Origin of the sequence: Taibaiella chishuiensis, assembly GCF_003014535.1 — a bacterium.
Classification (GTDB): Bacteria; Bacteroidota; Bacteroidia; order Chitinophagales; family Chitinophagaceae; genus Taibaiella; species Taibaiella chishuiensis.
The window spans coordinates 1419777-1438958 of sequence record NZ_PYGD01000001.1 but is presented as its reverse complement, the minus strand read 5'-3'; the positions used below and the strand labels follow the sequence as shown (position 1 = coordinate 1438958).

The window sequence follows — 19182 nt, the reverse complement described above, 5'->3', positions numbered from 1 at the left end:
GGGTTTGTATTAAGGACAATAAATATTAGTGCTTATCTTTGCCGCCCTTTATAATTCAACCGAAACCCGTTTTTTTATGGTTATTACCCCTGGAGAGATCAGTACCAAACAGTTGCACGCCTATTTACTGGGCAGTGTAGCCCCCCGCCCTATCTGCTTTGCGAGCACCATCGACAAAGAGGGTAACCCTAACCTGTCTCCCTTCAGCTTTTTTAATGTTTTCGGCAGCAAACCGCCGATCTGCATTTTTTCCCCGGCCCGCAGGGTAAGGGACAATACGATAAAACATACGCTCGAAAATATACAGGAAACCGGCGAAGTGGTTATCAACGTGGTTACCTACGATATGGTACAGCAAATGAGCCTGGCGAGCTGCGAATATCCTAAAGGCGTCAATGAATTTATAAAATCGGGTTTTACCCCGGTTGCTTCCGAGATCGTAAAACCCTTCCGGGTAAAAGAAGCGCCGGTAAGCCTCGAGTGCAAACTGTTGCAGATTATCGAAACCGGTACCGAAGGCGGCGCCGCCAACCTGATCATTTGCGAAGTGATCAAAATGCATATCGACGAAAGGATCCTGGACGAGGAGCAGCAGATCGACCCGCATAAGATCGACCTGGTAGCCCGCATGGGTAAGGACTTTTACTGCCGCGCTTCGGGCGATGCAGTTTTCGAAGTACCTAAGCCCAACCTGAACCTCGGGGTAGGTATGGATGCCTTGCCTGCTGCCATCCGCAACAGTACGATCCTGAGTGGCAACGACCTGGGCATACTTGCCAACAGTACAGAAATTCCGCTGATATCGGAAACCTCGGATGATGAGCGGCTGAAAATGATCCTGCAGGACTACAGCAACGACGAACAACTGCTCCAGCAGGCCCTGCACCAGTACGCCAAAGAGCTGATTGCCCGCCACGAAGTAACCCAGGCCTGGCAGGTATTGCTTACCGAAGCCCAGACTTTCTAAAAAAACATACAGGACCGGTTTCCCGGAACAGCGTCCCCCGGATTTAAAAAGCCTTCGCAGTTTACCGCGAAGGCTTTTTCATTTATGCCGGGCAGCGTTAAAAGTCGCCATCGGTTACAGTAAAGCGATGTTCGTAGTCGTATTTTCCCTGTTTTGTGGTGGTCCAGTTGCGCTCCTCGCGTATATCCTTTTTGCACAGGACCGTATCCCGCATCAGTTTGCTCTCGCTGGTCACGACCGAGGTCGGCGACAAAGCCGCGTCTCCCAGCCTGCAAACCGGCCCTATCTGTTCGCGGCCACCCGGGGCCAGGGTAACCGGATCTATAGTGCCGCGGTTTACCACCACAACACCCGTCGACTGGTTTTCGATCAGGTACAGGCCGCAGGTCTGCGGATCGCAGGAAGCAAGCAGCAATATCCCGGCAAGCAGTAGTATACAATGGTAAGGTCGTTTCATAACAGGAAGGGGCTTTCTTTAAAAGACGACAAATGACGCAGCGCAATTGGCAGGCGGGTACACGCATAGCCTGTTTTATTTTATGCAACAAGCCTTATACCCTGCTTTATCCTGCGACAAGGGCAAAATAAATGTTTAATGATAACCTTGTGCGGCCACCTAATGGCCGAGGCCATGGCTAACTTTGCCATTCACCTTAAAACAACATGATCATGATCAAAAAACTATTCCTGTTCCTGGTAACCGCATGCCTTGCGGCGAAGGTATCGGGGCAATGCACCCCACTGGTCTTTTCAGCCTCCAATGCACAACATACGGATATCAGCTCGATCCTGGAGCTCAATATCGAAACCGACTTTTGTGCAGATGGGTCCGATATGAACAGCGACCAGGCCGCCTTCGAGGCTGCCAGCAATTTTATCAATGCCAGGGGCGGTTACTGCCGGCTTATCATACCGGAAGGCGGTTACCGGGTAGGTCGCCAGGAACACATGGGCGGCTATTTCAGCTATGCCCCGGCAAACGTGCTCAACATCCAGAATTGCGCCAATGTAGAGATCAAAGGTATCGGCCAGCCGGTATTACGCTACGACGAAGGCTTTCACTACGGGTATTTCGACGAGACTACCGGCCTGCCGCTTACCGATGCCCAGGCCACGTTAATCTCTGTTGATGCTCCCGGCCAAAACCCGGCAAACTGGGCTATCATGAATTTCATGATCAATATCTCCTATGAAAAAGCCAACAATACCTATTTTAAAATATCGAACCTGGTACTGGATGGCAACGTACACCCGGGGCAGATTACCCTCGGTGGTAAAGATGAGATACAAGGCATTCAATTAGCATTTGATGGCATAAGAATATGGGAGGCTTCCCATGTGACTATAGATAATGTAACCACAAAATACTTTGGAAGGGATGGCATCTATATCGGCAACAGGACCGATCAGAAAAATGTACTGATCAATAACTGCGTTACGGAATACAATGGCCGCCAGGGACTCACCATCGCCGCAGGCGATAGTATAACCGTACGGAATTCGCGGTTGAATAATGCCGGTATGGGCGAGGTGGCTTCGATACCCGCCTCTGCCGTCAATATCGAAGAAGAGATTTCGGGACAAAAGGCCCAGAATATAATTTTTGACAGCTGTCACTTTGAGCAAAACAGGAAGGGTGCGATCGACATCACTTCGGGTTTTGGCCAGGGCAAAGGATTTTTCTTCAACAACTGTACGATAGTCGCCATGAAAAACCCGGAGAGCCCGGTACCCGGTGCCAACAATGGTAACGTAGCCATGGAACTGAGCCTGTATAAGAAAATACGGTTTTACAATTGTAAGATTTACGGCGTTATCCTGGATGGCGGCAATGGCGCTACCAATCCGGACGATGGTGTTCATTTTAAAAAATGTTATTTCTCCGATTGTTATCATAAGTATGACGCTACGGCAAACGCCATGATTCCTGTTGCGCCATATACGCACAGTACCGTAACCTATGTAACACGCGACGACCACTCGTCTGATTATTTAAAGATAGACAGCTGCAACTTCGAGTTGTTCTACAAAAGGCTCTGGCGTATCGTGAGCAATCCGGCAACGCCCGCCGGCATATCCAATACAACGATCAAGCTGGCTACTCCCAATACCTATAGCGACTATGTCAATATCGGTATCGACTCGAATGCGACTTTCAACAACAATACCTTCTTCTATTATTATTACCAGACCTACCGGCATGTAGCCAATGGAACGACCTACGAGTCTCCTTACGCGATAAGCGGGATCAACTTCTGGCATTGGAACAGCAATGGCTTTTATCCTCCGGTTTGTCCGGATACCATACCGGGGCAACAAGCAGCGGCATACCAGGCCCTTAATGAACAGCATACCGGAGTCCGCCTGTTTTCCCTATATCCGAATCCTGCAATTAACGGGAAGTTCGCTGTAGACCACCACCAGGATGGATCCGGCAGGTACCTGCTGATGGATATAGGAGGGCATAAATTCGATGAAGGCAACCTGCGCCCTTATGCAACAACCGCTTTTGATTACCGGCATTTACCCCCGGGAATTTATCTCTTCCGGGTATTGCACGGGCTTGATGCGCAAACAGAAAAAATCATTTTATATTAAGTTCTGAAAATAGCAATGGCCCTGTGTCGTGAACACAGGGCCATCTATCAGCCTATTTTTTAAATAATAATTATTCTGCTTCTGCTACCACTTCTTTCACTTCGGGGATCATACGTTTCATCATGCCTTCGATACCGGATTTAAGGGTAACCATAGACGAAGGACAACCGGAGCAGCTACCCTGCAGCATCAGTTTTACCACACCATCGTCATAACCACGGAAGCTGATGGCGCCGCCATCCATTTCCACGGCCGGTTTTACATAATTTTCGAGCATTTCTTTGATCCGCTCTACCACGTCTTTATCGTCGGCGCTTATCTCGTAATCATCTTTTGCGGCAGGCACCTGGTCTTCGTGGATAACCGGTTTACCGGCCTCCAGGTAGGCTTTCAGGAACTGGCGAATAGTAGGGATCACCTCTTCCCACAAGGTTTCCGGCGTTTTGGTAAGGGTTACGAAATTGCTGGCGATAAATACACCACGCACAAAAGGAAAACCGAACAGCTCCTGGGCGATAGGCGATGGGCCTGCTTCGCTTTCTTCAGGAAAATCGATGCTTTTACCGGGGTACAGTAATTTGTTGGCTACAAATTTCATAGTCTCCGGGTTCGGGGTCATTTCGGTGTATATACTTACAATCGTGGGAGCAGACATAATGAATGATATTTTGGCAAATGTACGAAATAGAACATTTGATTTGCTAACCTAATAACAATAGGCATAAAGGGAAAAACAATGCATGCGTTTTACAACGTTTATAAAGATTTTACTGCCGTTTGTAAGAAAGCCCATCTATTAACAAGTAATTAGCTTTCTTTTGTTAAATGTTTTTAACATAAATAATATTATTATATAAAACACAAACAAGCTCCCTGACAAATTCATCTTTCATGCTCCAAACGATGCAACAAATGCAACAACAAATCAGATCACCAGGTTAAGCACCAGCCGACACGACAAGCGTCCCTTACACGAAATATAAAATCACAATTTTATATTTCATTTTTCAAACACACTCCTACCACAACACCAACCAAACAAATGAGATCATTTTTGTTATTGCTGTATATACTATTATACAGTACTGCCACCTTCGCCCAATCCGTGGGGTCTACCGAAGGTGTATTCGACGTCTCCGATCTTGGCAGCGCCAATTATAGCATCCCGATTAAGGTGCCCGACGGCATCAAGGACATGCAACCAACCATAACCTTATCCTACAACAGCCATGGCGGCAACAGTATTATGGGTATGGGCTGGTCGCTTAGCGGCACTTCGGCCATAACCCGTATGGGCAATACCCTCTACCACGACCGTAAGGTAAACGGGGTAAACCTTACCCTGTCCGACAGGTATGCCCTGGATGGCAACCGGCTTGTATTAACCTCCGGTATATACGGCTGGGCCTCTTCGGTATACAACACCGAGCTGGAGTCGTTCCGGAAGATTACCGCCATTGGCAGTACAGGATCCGGTCCGCAATATTTTACAGTAACCGATCAGAATGGCTGGACCTATGAGTACGGCAGCACCGTTAACTCCAGGGCGCTGGGCCAGGGCAGCAGCGTACCATACATGTGGATGCTGAGCAAGGTTACAGACCAGAACGGCAACTACATGACCTACGAATACTGGAATAGCGCAGGCGAAGAACCCTTACTGCGTTTTATAGACTACACAGGCAATACGAACACAGGAGCCACTCCTAAAACAAGGATAACCTTCCTGTACCATACCCGCAGCGACCCGAACTATACCTATATCGCAGGTGGAAAGATAAACCAGACCCAGCGGCTGGGCACCGTACTGGTAGAGCAACGTAATGCATCTAACACACTGACAACCCTGCGTACTTATTTATTGAACTATGCTACGGACACCTATTCCCATCTGATAAAAGTTACTGAAAGTGGCAATACCCTAAACGGCATGGCCGAAGAGTTGCCCCCGGTAGAATTTGGGTATGGCGGCAGTATGCAAGCCGTGTCGGTAGACAATCTCGGCCTGATTGTAGATAACGGCGTAAGCAACCAGTTTGCCATAGGCGACTATAACGGCGATGGACTGTCTGACATGGTCCGTTTCCCGACCTATATCAACAACGGCACGAACTGGGAACTGCACCTGAGGCGACCCGCAGGCCTGGAGGCGGTACAATCGGGCCAACTGCCCACCTACCCCGGTTATGAAAATCAAACAATCGATGCCTACAATTTTATCCGGAACCAGACCCAGTCCGTCTCTTTCGACTTTAACGGGGATGGCAAGGACGATTTTAGTTACGTGGCGCAGTTTGTTAACCAATACAACAGCAACCAACGTTACCTCCTTTATCTTTCGAATGGTACTTCACTGGTTCCTTTAAGTAATGAAATCTGTACCCGTACCTACCCGGTAGGCACTACTGCTTCCATCAACGATAAATTCCATTATACCACACCGTTTATCGGCGACTTTGACGGGGATGGTAAAATAGAGATACTGGCACTGAATAATAAGAGGGAGACAGCAGGTTTTGCGCCGAACAACTGGCTTATCGGTGCGGAGTACCTGCAACTGACAGAGTCTATTACCGCGGGCAACTATGTCAACCTGGCCAGGCGGCTCGACGATGTACCCTTCGACGCTTCTTACCTTTCGACCAACGAATCCAAGCTATTCGTAATCGATTATAACGGCGATGGTAAAAACGAGATCTTATCCATCTGGGGCGGCCACGCACAGATACTGGAGCTCAATGTAACCTTTGATGCCAACAACAAACCCGTTATCGGATCGCCATCGTTCCGGCTTGTTAGCGACAACGGCTACCCGACCATATGGCACCAGGTATTTACCGGCGACTTTAACGGCGACGGTATCACCGATGTGCTTACCTGGGCCTCCGGCGTTGGCTGGGAGATCGGGTATGGCAATGGCAGCGGCCAGATTGTAAACCTGCAGACCGGTCCGGCGTTGACCAATGCAGATCCGATGCCCACTAATGCCGCGCACAAACCAATTTACATTGCCGATTTCAATGGCGATGGCAAACAGGATATTTATGAAAACGGCAGCGGCAGCAATGCCAAGATTTTTTATGCTAAAGGCAACAACGGCTTCACGACGGAGAGCATCAACTTTTCAACTACGTATGCACTGGCATCTCAATCGCAGTTTAATATCGCGGATATGGATGGAGACGGGGCTGCCGATTTCCTGCTTTCCCGGGCTACGCAATATATGTCGTTCCACCCCAATGAGAACAAACATGCGATAAACAGTATTAAGAACAGTCTTGGTGCACAAACGTCAATTTTTTATTCCAAGTTGACCAATACCGCGCTGACGACCACTTCATTTTACGAAAACCCTGCAAGTACCTATACCTACCCCTTTGCATCGAAAGGTCTTCCGCTTACCGCCGTATCAGCGGTGGTAGCCGATAACGGAACCACTAGCGGCAATACAACTTATTACGGGTACAAGGGCATCCGTTACCAGCTGCATGGCAAAGGCACCATGGGTTTCGAAAGAGTTACCATTACCGATGCGGCCAAAAATACCGTCACGCAGAAAAACTTTGCCTTAAATTCGACCTTCGCCATCTCGTACCCGGTAAGCACCAATACCAAGCTCGGTACGACAACATTGAATGCAACGAGCACCAGGTACGAGTTCTACGATTATGGCAACAGGCGCGTGTTTCCATACATAAGCATCGACGACAAATTCGACTATGTCGGCAATACCAGTATCCGCGAACAGTACAATTATATGGCGCCTGCCGGTACACAACCACATGGTGTGCTCATCGGTAAACCGAACTCGATCATCAGGCGTAAGGGCTTTACCTATGAAGTGATACCTGGTAGTCCATCAGAAATCGAATATGCAGAGCAGGTATTCCAGTACCCGGCCTATACAGCGCCCTACCCGGCTGCTTTCCTGCAGAACAAACCGGTATCGGTTACCAGCAGCAATACCCGCCAGGGACAGCCTGCCTACACCCGTAAGCAAACCTTCAGCTACGCACCTGCTAACGGGCTTATCACCTCGTCGGTAGACGACCCGGGCACGACCAATGCGCTCACTACCACTTATGGATATGATGCCTATGGCAACGTTACGGATAAGACAGAATCCGGTACAGGCTGGGCTGCCCGTACGGAACATTATCAATATGATGCCACCAACAGGTATGTAGCCGGATTCTGGAATACGGCATTCCCCAATGTAAAAACCACTTCTGTTTACGACCCGGTAACCGGCAACCTGACGAGCAATACAGCACCCGATGGTCTTGTAACCAGCTATACCTATGATGGCTTTGACCGGGTTAAGTCGGCAACAGACAATAACGGCAAAGTGACCAATACGTCGTTTGCCTGGGCAACTGGACATGCGTATGCACCAGCCGGGGCCAAGTACTACGAGCTCAATGCGCCCAACACGGCTAAGGCTACGTATACTTATTTTGACCGCTTAGGCCGTGTCTTACGTAAAGCAAGCACCTTCTATAGCGGATCTATACTGTACGAAGACAAGAGCTATAACACCAAAGGGCAGCTATACAGCAGCACCAGGCCTTACCTGACCAGTGGCACGCCGCTAACGACTACTTATGTTTACGATACCCGGGGACGGGTAATACAGGAGAATCGCCCGGAAGGCGCCAATACCATAGGTTACCAGATATCCGGCGCCAACTATGTAGTAACGGCAACCAATGCAGCCGGCCAGGTAAAGAAGACCGTAACAGACAAAACGGGGAAGACCGTAGAAGCAGAAGATGCAGGCGGTAAACTGAACTATACCTACCATAGCAATGGGAAAGTGAACCAGGTGAGCCTTACGGGCTCGGGCGTTGTGAGCACGAAAGAGTATGACGAACAAGCCCAGCTGAAAAAAGACACGGATCCCAACTATGGCAGCTACGAATATACGTATAACCCCTTTGGCGAAGTGATCAATAAAAAAGATCCAAAGGGCAACACTTTCTACTTCTCCTATAACCAGGGCGGCTACCAGATACAACGTGGCGGACCGGACGGCATATTCGACCAGAATTACGAATACAATGCCGGCCTGAATTCCGGCAAGCTGACCCAGGTTAACAAACAAGGTGGCAATACCCTGATCAACTATGACTATGGCCTGGGCGACAAGCTCAATTATGAAGAACGGAAATCAGGCGCAGATGTATTGAAAACACAGTATACCTACGATACCAAAGGACGTGTGGCTACCAAAATCTTCCCCAATAATAAGGGACTGGCCTACGAATACGACCCGGGCGATGGTTCGGTTAAAACCGTTAAAAGAACCGATGAACCCAATAACAAGTTCCTGTATACCGACCTTTCCAAAAATGAATTGGGTCAAAGCAGGATTGGCGTTTACGGTTTCCAGCTTGGCGTAAGCCTGCCCAACCCTCTGGCCTGGCCCAAGGCTTCGATGGTAACCCAGACGTATGATGCATATGGCCGGCCGGCCAGCAGGAAGTCGCAGAAACAGGATAATACCGTTCAGCAGCATTTCGAATACACCTTCCAGCCGTCTACGGGTAACCTGATGCAACGTAAGGATATCAAGTATACCATGCAGGAAGACTTTACCTACGATAACCTGAACCGGTTGAAATCGGCACAGGGTCAGAACACAGGCCCCTTCCCATCGATGCTGGCCACCCTGCAATCCGATTTCTCTGCCAATGGCAATATCACCAAGAAAAGCGATGCAGGTACTTTCACCTACGATGTAGCTAACCGGGTAAGCGAGATAGAGCCTTATGTCAATATCCCTACCGTTACCCAAACGCTTACCCACAATAGCTTTAATAAAGTAGTAACCCTGGAAGAAGGTACGGCAAGCGCCAACTTTTCTTACTGGCCCGATGAGGAACGCAGTAAAATGGAAGTGTATGAAAACGGCGCGCTGCAGCAGACCAAACTCTATGCTCCCGACTACGAAAAGATCACCGATGTAACCGGAACCGTACGGGAACTATGTTATGTCAAAGATCAGAACAGGAATATCATTGCCATCGTAGAGGTAAAAAACAATGTAACCAAAAATTACTTTGTACTTACCGACTATATGGGCAGCATTACGCAGATCCTGGATGAAAGCGGTAATATTGTAGACGAGAAGAGTTTTACGGCCTGGGGACAGCCCCGTACACCTCAAAACTGGAGCACGCTACCGCCTACCGGACCGGGCAACGATTGGGATCGCGGGTATACCGGGCACGAGCATATGCCTAAGTTCGGCATCATTAACATGAACGGCAGGTTATACGATCCGCTTATGGGACGTATGTTTGCGCCGGATCCGTTCGTGATCGGCAAAGACAATACCCAGGGTTATAACCGGTATAGCTATGCGTTAAACAACCCCTTAAAGTATACCGATCCGGATGGCAACCACCCGATCATTATCGCAATGGCTATCGGCGCGGGCATCAGTGCGCTGACCTATACCGCCAACGTAGCCACAAGCTCCGCAGGTTTCCGCAACTGGAACTGGGGCGACTTTGCCGTAACCACTTTTATCGGCGCTGCTTCGGGTGTAGTAACCTATGGCATCGGCAGTGCATTTGGACCGGTAAGTGGCAATATCGGCACAGAATTATTACGGGCTGGCGCGCATGGCGTTTCCGGTTATATCTTTGCAGGCATCACAGGAAGCGATCCTAATACCGGCTTCCTCGCAGGTGCGGTAGCTTCGGGTGTAGGTTCCCTTACGGCCGGTCTGCCTATTACCAATACGGTTATCGGCGGAACAGTAGCAGCAGCCGGGCTCGGCGGCCTGTCGTCAGCTATAGGCGGGGGCGACTTCTGGAAAGGCGCTGCATTTGCAGCCATTGTACACCTGGCCAACCAGGAGCTGCACGACAACCCCGACCGGAATGTAAAACAGGACAAAGCCCTGTCGAAAGGTGAAATCGAGAAGCTAAAAAGGAATGGATGGGATCACACGGATAAAGGTGACCATGGCGGACAAACCGACCTGTACAAAGACAAACAAGGCAATGTATACCAGAAGCCCAAAGGCGGTATCGGCGCCGGCGAGCCGATTGGCGTTAACTTGAACGAGCTCGAGATGAGGGGCCTGCCTGTTACGTACGATCCCTATATGGGCATGCGGATGTATAATGCTACGAAAACCTTTATCGACAATGTAGGCAGGGGCTTTACCCGTATGGACAGGGCTTTGTTTAAGTTCTTCTGCGGTTGCGATTAATCAATAACGAAACAAACAATCATGAAAAATGAAATTATCCTGAGGTTTTGCATATGGGGTTTTGAAGACCGTACACCGGACGACATAACCCGGGAAACCGGCGTTACTCCCCTGCTGACCCATGTTAAAGGAGAAAGGAAAAATCCGAAATTCACAGCGCTCGCAAAGCAGAACGGCTGGATCCTGGGTACTCCCTACGATAAATATACGCCATTCGAACAGCAGATGAATTACTTATCGGAACTGCTGGCGGAAAAAAAAGACGTATTCAAGCCACTCTGCGATCAATACTATTGCGAGTTTTCCTGCGCATTGTTTGTATATGCAGATAATGGAGAGAGCACCCCGCAGGTGCACCTTACCAAACAGCACAACCAATTATTAAAGGAGCTGGATATTGAATTCGACCTGGACCTTTATTGTTACTCCGATTCGGATGAGGAATAAAGTTTCCCCTACCCAAAACCAGGTATTTCAAAAAAAACAAACACATGAAAACACTGTATCTCAGTTGCCTGATGACGGCACTGGCCTTTATAGCAAAAGCACAGAATAAGATCGTAATATCTTACGATGAGAACGGCAACCGGGTAAAAAGGGAGCGTATATGCCCGACTTGCCGGCCCGCAGCATCCAATAATAGTAATGCACCATCCGACGCCTTTGCCGCACCCGTGGCACTGGCCGGGCAGGAGGGTAAAGCCGGCACGTTCCGCGTATACCCTAACCCAGCAGGCAATTTCGTAACCCTGTACCTCGACTTCGTATCGCTGCAGCAAAAATGCACGGTGGTGCTGATGGACCAGAGCGGCCGGGAACACTTCCGCAAACAGGCCGCCACGGCCACTACGGAAATTCCGCTGGCCAAACTTGCGGATGGTATGTATTACGTGATCCTCTTCCGCGACAACCAGAAAGACGTGGTACGCGTGGTTAAAGAAACCGGCGCCGGACAAGCCCGGTAAGCCTTACCCGCATTTGCTTACAAGCCCCCTGGCGCCTTTACCGGTACCAGGGGGCTTTTTTAGTGCCATCAGCAGGTGTCCGCATATCCCCGATTCGCTGTAACTTTGCAACATGCCTATTTATAACCAATGGCAGAACGGCGGGCATACCCGCGCCGTGATCTGGAAAATAGAAGAACCGGAAGATTTTTTCATCGGTCATACCGGCCTCGTTTCCGATCGCAAGTCGGCCATCCGGCGCCTGGAATACCTGGCTACCCGTTACTTGCTCGGGCTTTCCTGGCCGGGCTTCCCCATCGACCAGATCGCGGTAAGCCCCCTGGGTAAACCATTCCTGCCCGGCACACCGCTTCATTTCTCCATTTCCCATTCTTATCCCTATGTGGCCGTGGCCATCGATACCCAACAGGAAGTGGGCATCGACATACAGGTCATCCAGCCTAAGATCCTGCGCCTGCAAAATAAATTCCTGTCGCCGGCCGAACAGGCCATGTGCGGCGACGAACCAGCGCTTATCACCCTGGCCTGGGCGGCCAAGGAGGCGGTTTTTAAACGGTACGGGAAAGGGGCGGTCGACTTTATCCGGCACATGCCCATTACCCATATGGACATCCATGCGGGACAGGCAGAGCTTTCGATGCAGTTCTCCCGCGAGTTGCCTTCCATGCCGGTACGGCTTTACGGCAGCCTTGAAACAGATTTTGCCTGGTCCGTAACACAATAAGTATCAAACGAAATTCACGCTATCATATATTTATTGATTTAATATTGTATTTTTAGAAAAAATTCTCTCATTTTTGCATCTGAAAGAGAAAATAAAACCACTTTATTATTTTTTTTAATACAAACAGCAAAAATTTCTTCTTTTCAATCTATCTTTTATGTCTTCATTCCGTTTCGAGTCTATTGAAAGTGTCGGATCGCATAGCAAAATGCAGATCAACAGCTATAATGGCAAGAAAGTAACTGCCATTTTCGGTTCTAACGTATTTACCGGTTCGGCATTGCGCCAATACCTGACCGACGAGGCTTACAAAAGCCTGACCAAATCTATCCAGAGTGGCACTAAAATCGAGCGCAAGGTAGCAGAGCAAATCGCTGCCGGTATGAAGACCTGGGCCGAAGAGCGTGGCGCAACCCACTTCTCCCACTGGTTCCAACCCCTTACCGGTACTACTGCCGAAAAACATGACTCCTTCTTTACCCTGAAATCGGACGGTACAGCCATCGAAACTTTCGACGGCGATGCCCTGATTCAGCAGGAGCCCGATGCATCGAGCTTCCCCAACGGTGGTATCCGCGCTACTTTCGAGGCCCGCGGTTATACAGCCTGGGACCCTGCATCTCCTCCCTTTATTATCGAATCTGCACAGGGCAAAACCCTTTGCATCCCTACTATATTTATCGCCTATAACGGCGAATCGCTGGATTACAAAGCCCCCCTGCTGAAATCGATCGAAGTGCTCGACAAAGCAGCCGTGGACGTATGTCATTACTTCGATAAAAACGTATCGAAAGTAACGGCGACCCTGGGCTGGGAACAGGAATACTTCGTGATCGACGAATCGATCGCCAATGCCCGTCCCGACCTGGTTATGTGCGGCCGTACCCTGATCGGTCATACACCGGCCAAAGGCCAGCAATTGGAAGACCACTATTTCGGTTCTATCCCTGAGCGCGTATTTGCCTTTATGCAGGACTACGAACAGGAATCCTACAAGCTGGGCATCCCGCTGCGTACCCGCCACAACGAAGTAGCGCCTGCACAGTTCGAGTGCGCCCCTATCTTCGAAGAAGTGAACATCGCGGTAGACCACAATACCCTGCTGATGGATGTGATGAACAAGGTTGCCAAACGCCATAAGCTGAAAGTACTGTTCCACGAAAAGCCATTTGCAGGTGTAAACGGCAGCGGCAAACACAACAACTGGAGCCTGGCTACCGACACCGGCGTAAACCTGCTGGGACCCGGCAAAACACCCCGTACCAACCTCCTGTTCCTGACCTTCTTCGTCAACGCGATCAAAGCCGTACACGACCATGCCGACCTGCTGCGTGCAGCCATCGCATCGGCCAGCAACGATCACCGCCTGGGCGCCAACGAAGCACCGCCGGCGATCATGTCTGTATTTATCGGCACTTACCTCACCAGCGTACTCGACGAGATCGAAGAAAGGGTAAACGGTAAGTTCTCCGAGCAGGATGAAGTGATCCTGAAACTGGATATCCACAAGCATATCCCGGAACTGATGATGGACAATACCGACCGTAACCGTACCAGTCCGTTTGCCTTTACCGGTAATAAATTCGAGTTCCGCGCCGTAGGCTCTTCTGCCAACTGTGCCTCTTCCATGTCTACGCTCAATACCATTATGGCCGACACCCTGAAGAAATTCAAGGTAGAGGTTGATGCCAAGATCGAGAAAGGCGAGAAGAAAGAGATCGCTATCCTGCAGGTGCTGCGCCAGTACATTAAAGACTCCCGTAATATCCTATTCGAAGGCGACAACTATAGCGATGCCTGGGCACAGGAAGCCGAAAAACGCGGCCTGAGCAATTTCAAAACAACACCCGAAGCCCTCGAAGTACTGATCAAGGATGACACCATCAACCTGTTCAAAAACATGGGCATCTATACCGAGCGCGAACTGCATGCCCGTTACGAGATCGTGATGGAAGAATACGTAAAGAAAGTACAGATCGAAGCCCGTATACTGGGTTACCTCTGCACCAACCACGTACTGCCTGCAGCGATCCAGTACCAGAACACCCTGATCGAAAACGTACGCGGCCTGAAAGAGATCGGCCTGAAACCCGCCTCCTACAAAGCCCAGCTCAACCTGGTAGAAGTAGTATCCCGTCATATCCAGGAGATCAACGATAACGTAGAGCTGATGATCGAAGAACGTAAAAAAGCGAACAAGATCGAACATGCCCGCGACCGTGCTTTTGCTTACTGCGATCATGTAAAAGTACTGTTCGACAAGATCCGTTACCACGCCGACAAGCTGGAACTGATCGTCGACGATAAACTGTGGCCAATGCCTAAATACAGGGAACTGCTGTTTATCCGCTAATCTCCCCGTTTTCAATAAAATCAAAAATCCTTACCGGTCTCACCACCAGTAAGGATTTTTTTATAGCGCAAATAAATTTTACAGCGGGCTGATTACGAAAAAAATCCGTTGTTTTGATATCAGGCAGGGAAGCCGGTTAGGCGTAACCGCGACCCATAAAGCCTCTTGGAGCACATGGCTATAACAAAAAAAGGATCAAGAAAAATACATGTGCGCGGATGCGACTACCGGTGGCGCGTAAACAAATTCAGGAAGGTAAGCGACTGGCGCAAGGAAAGCGGGATATTGCAGGAAGCTTATGCCGCCGCCGCTGCAAAATACGGGCTGGGCGCAGTAGCTGATATCACCTTCAACGTTCCTATCGAACGATACGAAAACCCGGTTTCGAAGATTATGGTAAAGTGCTTCGGATTTTGCGTAGACGGCTTTTTGGGCACCGAAACCTTAATGGAAATCAAGCCGCGAACTATAGCCACGATCATCGAACATTTTTTAGACGAAGGCTGGGACCCCTCTGTAAAAGGGGACCGGTATACCGAACTCTACGAACGGTCCGGCGACCAAACACCCGCCCTGCTGGTGATCCCGGGCTATATGAATGATGACATGAAGGACTATGCCCATAAAGTACAGGTGCAGCAGATCCTGTAAAGCAAAAAGGATACCGCTGTAGGGGTATCCTTTTTTAGACCCTGGGGCCAGGCTTTACTTAGCCGCCTATAGGGCATACGATATCATAACTTACCCGGGTGTGGCAAAGGGCCGGCACTTCAGTTTCGTTACACTGGATTTCCATAGACAACCGGAACTGTTCGATGGTAGTGGTGCAACGGCGATAGTCCAGCGAATCATTAACCGGCGCCTGCACCAGGTTACCGCCGCGTATACGGCCCTGCGTGGTTGCATTCAGCGTTGCGATGGTTTCCTTGTCCAGGAACAATTTGCGTTGTAATCCGATAGGCTTCTTTTTCATTGGGGATTGTTTTGGATGAAGACTGAAGATACATTTAATTTTTCTTTGCTATTAAAAGCACCCCCCGTCCTCCGTCCGAAAAACAAAGCCCGCCCAACCAACGTCGGCGCCGCCCGGGGCGTCTTAGCTGTAGTTATACCCGCGCAACCGGAGCATAGAAAAGCAAGAGACTTAGGCGATTATTGTTAAATAATGTGATAGTTTTAACTATTTTACTATTTTGTAATTTCATTAGGTAGCACCAACCAACACCAAGCAGCAGCAATTATTGGATAGCAAAGGCAATAACAACAAAGCAAGGAATACACATTGCCTGATGGAACTGAGCATAACGGTTATGCCGCGGTAGTATACCGGGGCAGCACCGTCCCGGCCTGCAAAAGCCGGGGAAAGACCATTTTCATTCTATACCGATATATCCTATGTCCGCATTTATTACCAGAAACTTCTATTACTGCCTGTTGCTGTTCTGCACAACACTCCTGTCTGCCGGCAGGCTGCAGGCTCAGAATATACGCTACCGCGGCAATATAAAAGGCGGCTTTACCCTGACCGGCAATACCTTCCGGTACAACCAGGTGTTTACCGATTTCCTGAATACAGAAGCAGCGGCCGGCGTGGACCGTTCGAGCGCGGCAGACCTGGTTTTACCGCCGGGGTCAAAAATCATCAAAGCCCTGTTGTATGTAGAGGGCATGACTTTGACACCGATTACAGAAGTAAGATTTAAAGTACCGGGTGGTACGTTCCAGAGTTATAATACCGCATCACCCGAGTTTCTCGGCAACCCGGGCGGCTCTTCCGGGTACCAGCAATTCATACTGGATGTAACGCGGCGCATTCCCGCAAATGGTTATGTATCGACCCTGAGTTCGGGAGGCAATCCTTCGGGCGCCGGGCGTTATGCCGTGGCCGACTTCAGCCCGGCCCTATCCACCAATTTCGGTTATGGCTGGAGCCTGTTCGTAGTCTATACCAATCCTGCCTCCAAATACCGGAGCGTAAGCATAGCCGACAATAATACCTACCTGTCGCTGGGCATACCCGTAGACCTTACCATAAACGATGTAGTGGTCCCCGTTACCGGGCCTGTAAAGGCTGTAGTAGGGCTTACCGGCAGCTATGGCGATTACGGCGCCTCCTGGGGCGATAATGTATCTCTGGGCGGATCGGGCGGCGCTGCCAGTTACCTGGCCGATCCGCTTACGGGTTCTACTTCAGACATCCTGAACAGCAGTATCGCTTTTTGCGCCGGCAATAATGTAAGCGCCGACGGCGGGCCCGCCATGAGCGGCAATTACATGGCCAGGAGCCCTTATTTCTTTACCTGTCCCAATGATCCTTCGGTGGCCGACTGGTCCTCGTATTATTTCGATGCCGATATTATGGATGCTTCAGGCATACTGCCCAACAGTAATATCCCGATTGATGTAAAACTCACACAGACCCTTACCAGTGCGGATGCTATCGGTAGCGGCACCTACGCTATTTCGGTAGATATTGCCGCAGCCATCCTTACCAAGGCCTTCGACCCGCAGGTAATCCTGCCCGGTGGTACCACCACCTGTACGTTTACCATCGCCAATAACCAGGCCGGCGCCATCAACCTCGACAATATCGGCTTTACCGACAACCTGCCGCCGGGACTTATCGTTGCCAGCCCGGCAGCCGCAGTGATCAACGGCAGCACTACGGGCGCCGTTATGGCCACATCCGGTTCTAATATCATTACCGTATCGGGCTTGTCGCTTGCCGCCGGGCAAAGCGCAACCGTGACCGTTCATATAACCAATGTACCCGGGCAACTTAACCCGGCCTGTGCCGCAAACCCCGTGGCCTTTACCAATGGCTTCGGTAATATAAACGGCGTATCGGCCAACCTGGTCAATAATGTAAGCGACCAGTGCCTGATCGTAACGCCGACCCTGCCACCGGCAGTTACTTCCCTTACCTATTGCCAGTTTGCAACAGCATTACCGCTCACCGCCGCCGGTGTAAACCTGCGGTGGTATACCAGCGCATCGGGCGGTACAGGCAGCACTACGCCGCCCACCCCTTCGACCGCGGTGCCCGGCACTACCACCTGGTACGTAAGCCAGACGCTTAACGATGTCGAAAGCCCGCTTGCCGCCCTGAGCGTATCCGTGATCGAGCCCGATACGCCCCTGTTCGATTCCATGTTCGTATGCCTGGGCGCTATACCCAAGCCGCTGCCTGTTGTATCGATCAATGGCATCAGTGGCAGCTGGAACCCGGCAATCGTCAACACCCTGGCAACAGCCAGTTATATCTTTACACCTGATGCAGGGCAATGTGCGGTACCGGTAACCTTACCCGTTATAGTACGGTCTGCAAAAGAAATACCCTGGATACTGGACGCGGCCATGACCCTGAGCCGGGACACGCTTTGCCAGGGCGATACCCTCAGGCTCAGCAACAGTTCCAGCGTGCAATACCCGCCGGTATCCTGTCTCTGGAACTTTGGCAATGGCAGCAGCACTACGGATCCTAACCCGGTAGTCCGCTACCCCGCGCCGGGCGCTTATACGGTAGCCCTGATCGTAACCGACAGCCAGCAATGCAGCGATACCGCCTATCATATCCTTGTTGTGGATAGCCTGCCCTCGCTCACGATCGGCCTTGACCGCCAACGGTTGTGCACCGGCGAATCTGTTACCTGCACCGCCAACTATACCTTACAGGGCAATACACAACTCCACTGGGACTTTGGCGACAACAACAATACACAGGGCAACAACCCGGCATTACATGCCTACGACCAGGCCGGCAATTTTACCATAAAGGCAATAGCCCGCTACCGGGCATGTAAAGAACGCGCCGCACAGGAAAATATTACCGTCGCTGCATTCCCGGATGTTTATATCGGTCCCGACACCAGTATTTGTCCCAACAGCGCACCGCTATTGCTTTCCAACAGGCAGCAACGCGATGCCGGCGACCATTACCTGTGGAACACCGGCGATACAAGCGCCGTATTGAAAGTAACCGGCGAAGGTATTTACAGCCTGAGCGTAGAAAATGCAGATGGCTGTGCCACCCGCGATGAGACGGTGATCCACAGGGATTGCTACCTGGACATACCCAATGCCTTTACCCCCGATGGCGATGGTCTTAACGACTTCTTCTTCCCCAGGCAACTAATGGCTTCGGGAGTAACGGCCTTTTCGATGACCGTATTTAACCGCTGGGGCAATGCAGTGTTCCAATCTGAAAAGCCGGATGGCCGCGGATGGGACGGCCGCTTTAATTCGGCCGCGCAACCGGCCGGGGTATATCCTTACCTGATCAACGTAACCTTTAACAATGGCCGGAGCGAGCACTACCAGGGCAATGTAACCCTGCTGCGGTAATGTGCG

12 protein-coding genes are annotated in these 19182 nt (G+C 50.4%); 9 read left to right on the top strand and 3 right to left on the bottom strand.

The features are described from left to right. Positions 1–76 precede the first annotated feature (76 nt). Complete coding sequence (locus B0I18_RS06115; protein WP_106522057.1) at positions 77–967, top strand: flavin reductase family protein; 891 nt, start codon at positions 77–79, stop codon at positions 965–967. A 97-nt stretch (positions 968–1064) separates the two neighbouring features. Here B0I18_RS06115 and B0I18_RS06110 read toward each other — a convergent pair whose 3' ends face one another. Beyond that, positions 1065–1424 carry a hypothetical protein gene (locus tag B0I18_RS06110; protein ID WP_106521745.1) on the bottom strand — a complete coding sequence of 120 codons (360 nt, stop codon included), beginning with the start codon at positions 1422–1424 and terminating at the stop codon, positions 1065–1067. Positions 1425–1636: 212 nt separating this feature from the next. On the opposite strand from B0I18_RS06110, the gene B0I18_RS06105 reads away from it, so the two are divergent. Further along, positions 1637–3565 carry a right-handed parallel beta-helix repeat-containing protein gene (locus B0I18_RS06105; RefSeq protein ID WP_181358350.1) on the top strand — a complete coding sequence of 643 codons (1929 nt, stop codon included), beginning with the start codon at positions 1637–1639 and terminating at the stop codon, positions 3563–3565. Between the two features lie 70 nt (positions 3566–3635). On the opposite strand, the gene B0I18_RS06100 is transcribed toward B0I18_RS06105, so the two are convergent. After that, positions 3636–4220, bottom strand: coding sequence for a NifU family protein (locus tag B0I18_RS06100; RefSeq protein WP_245882056.1), 585 nt, complete (start codon positions 4218–4220; stop codon positions 3636–3638). A 387-nt stretch (positions 4221–4607) separates the two neighbouring features. On the opposite strand from B0I18_RS06100, the gene B0I18_RS06095 reads away from it, so the two are divergent. The 6 genes from B0I18_RS06095 (at position 4608) to B0I18_RS06070 (ending at position 15483) form a co-directional block, all read left to right on the top strand. Next, positions 4608–10790, top strand: a complete 6183-nt coding sequence (locus tag B0I18_RS06095; protein ID WP_106521742.1) for an FG-GAP-like repeat-containing protein — start codon at positions 4608–4610, stop codon at positions 10788–10790. 21 nt (positions 10791–10811) lie between these two features. Further along, positions 10812–11237, top strand: coding sequence for a DUF4279 domain-containing protein (locus tag B0I18_RS06090; RefSeq protein WP_106521741.1), 426 nt, complete (start codon positions 10812–10814; stop codon positions 11235–11237). 44 nt (positions 11238–11281) lie between these two features. Further along, positions 11282–11755, top strand: coding sequence for a T9SS type A sorting domain-containing protein (locus tag B0I18_RS06085; RefSeq protein WP_106521740.1), 474 nt, complete (start codon positions 11282–11284; stop codon positions 11753–11755). 112 nt (positions 11756–11867) lie between these two features. After that, the gene (locus B0I18_RS06080) at positions 11868–12479 is read left to right on the top strand and encodes a 4'-phosphopantetheinyl transferase family protein (protein WP_106521739.1); all 612 of its coding nucleotides are present in this window, start codon (positions 11868–11870) and stop codon (positions 12477–12479) included. A gap of 157 nt (positions 12480–12636) precedes the next feature. Beyond that, a complete protein-coding gene (locus B0I18_RS06075) occupies positions 12637–14832 on the top strand; it encodes a glutamine synthetase III family protein (RefSeq protein ID WP_106521738.1) in 2196 nt (731 codons plus the stop codon). A gap of 174 nt (positions 14833–15006) precedes the next feature. Further along, positions 15007–15483 carry a hypothetical protein gene (locus B0I18_RS06070; protein ID WP_146146666.1) on the top strand — a complete coding sequence of 159 codons (477 nt, stop codon included), beginning with the start codon at positions 15007–15009 and terminating at the stop codon, positions 15481–15483. 58 nt (positions 15484–15541) lie between these two features. Here B0I18_RS06070 and B0I18_RS06065 read toward each other — a convergent pair whose 3' ends face one another. Next, the gene (locus B0I18_RS06065) at positions 15542–15805 is read right to left on the bottom strand and encodes a class I lanthipeptide (RefSeq protein ID WP_106521736.1); all 264 of its coding nucleotides are present in this window, start codon (positions 15803–15805) and stop codon (positions 15542–15544) included. Positions 15806–16227: 422 nt separating this feature from the next. Between B0I18_RS06065 and B0I18_RS06060 the strand changes: the two genes are divergently transcribed. Further along, the gene (locus B0I18_RS06060; RefSeq protein WP_106521735.1) at positions 16228–19176 is read left to right on the top strand and encodes a PKD domain-containing protein; all 2949 of its coding nucleotides are present in this window, start codon (positions 16228–16230) and stop codon (positions 19174–19176) included. The last annotated feature ends 6 nt before the right edge of the window (positions 19177–19182 follow it).

What these genes read in the sequence shown, in the direction of transcription:
- B0I18_RS06115 (WP_106522057.1), top strand. Translation starts at nt 77, where the DNA reads ATGGTTATTACCCCTGGAGAGATCAGTACCAAACAGTTGCACGCCTAT.
- B0I18_RS06110 (WP_106521745.1), bottom strand. Translation starts at nt 1,424, where the DNA reads ATGAAACGACCTTACCATTGTATACTACTGCTTGCCGGGATATTGCTG.
- B0I18_RS06105 (WP_181358350.1), top strand. Translation starts at nt 1,637, where the DNA reads ATGATCAAAAAACTATTCCTGTTCCTGGTAACCGCATGCCTTGCGGCG.
- B0I18_RS06100 (WP_245882056.1), bottom strand. Translation starts at nt 4,220, where the DNA reads ATGTCTGCTCCCACGATTGTAAGTATATACACCGAAATGACCCCGAAC.
- B0I18_RS06095 (WP_106521742.1), top strand. Translation starts at nt 4,608, where the DNA reads ATGAGATCATTTTTGTTATTGCTGTATATACTATTATACAGTACTGCC.
- B0I18_RS06090 (WP_106521741.1), top strand. Translation starts at nt 10,812, where the DNA reads ATGAAAAATGAAATTATCCTGAGGTTTTGCATATGGGGTTTTGAAGAC.
- B0I18_RS06085 (WP_106521740.1), top strand. Translation starts at nt 11,282, where the DNA reads ATGAAAACACTGTATCTCAGTTGCCTGATGACGGCACTGGCCTTTATA.
- B0I18_RS06080 (WP_106521739.1), top strand. Translation starts at nt 11,868, where the DNA reads ATGCCTATTTATAACCAATGGCAGAACGGCGGGCATACCCGCGCCGTG.
- B0I18_RS06075 (WP_106521738.1), top strand. Translation starts at nt 12,637, where the DNA reads ATGTCTTCATTCCGTTTCGAGTCTATTGAAAGTGTCGGATCGCATAGC.
- B0I18_RS06070 (WP_146146666.1), top strand. Translation starts at nt 15,007, where the DNA reads ATGGCTATAACAAAAAAAGGATCAAGAAAAATACATGTGCGCGGATGC.
- B0I18_RS06065 (WP_106521736.1), bottom strand. Translation starts at nt 15,805, where the DNA reads ATGAAAAAGAAGCCTATCGGATTACAACGCAAATTGTTCCTGGACAAG.
- B0I18_RS06060 (WP_106521735.1), top strand. Translation starts at nt 16,228, where the DNA reads ATGTCCGCATTTATTACCAGAAACTTCTATTACTGCCTGTTGCTGTTC.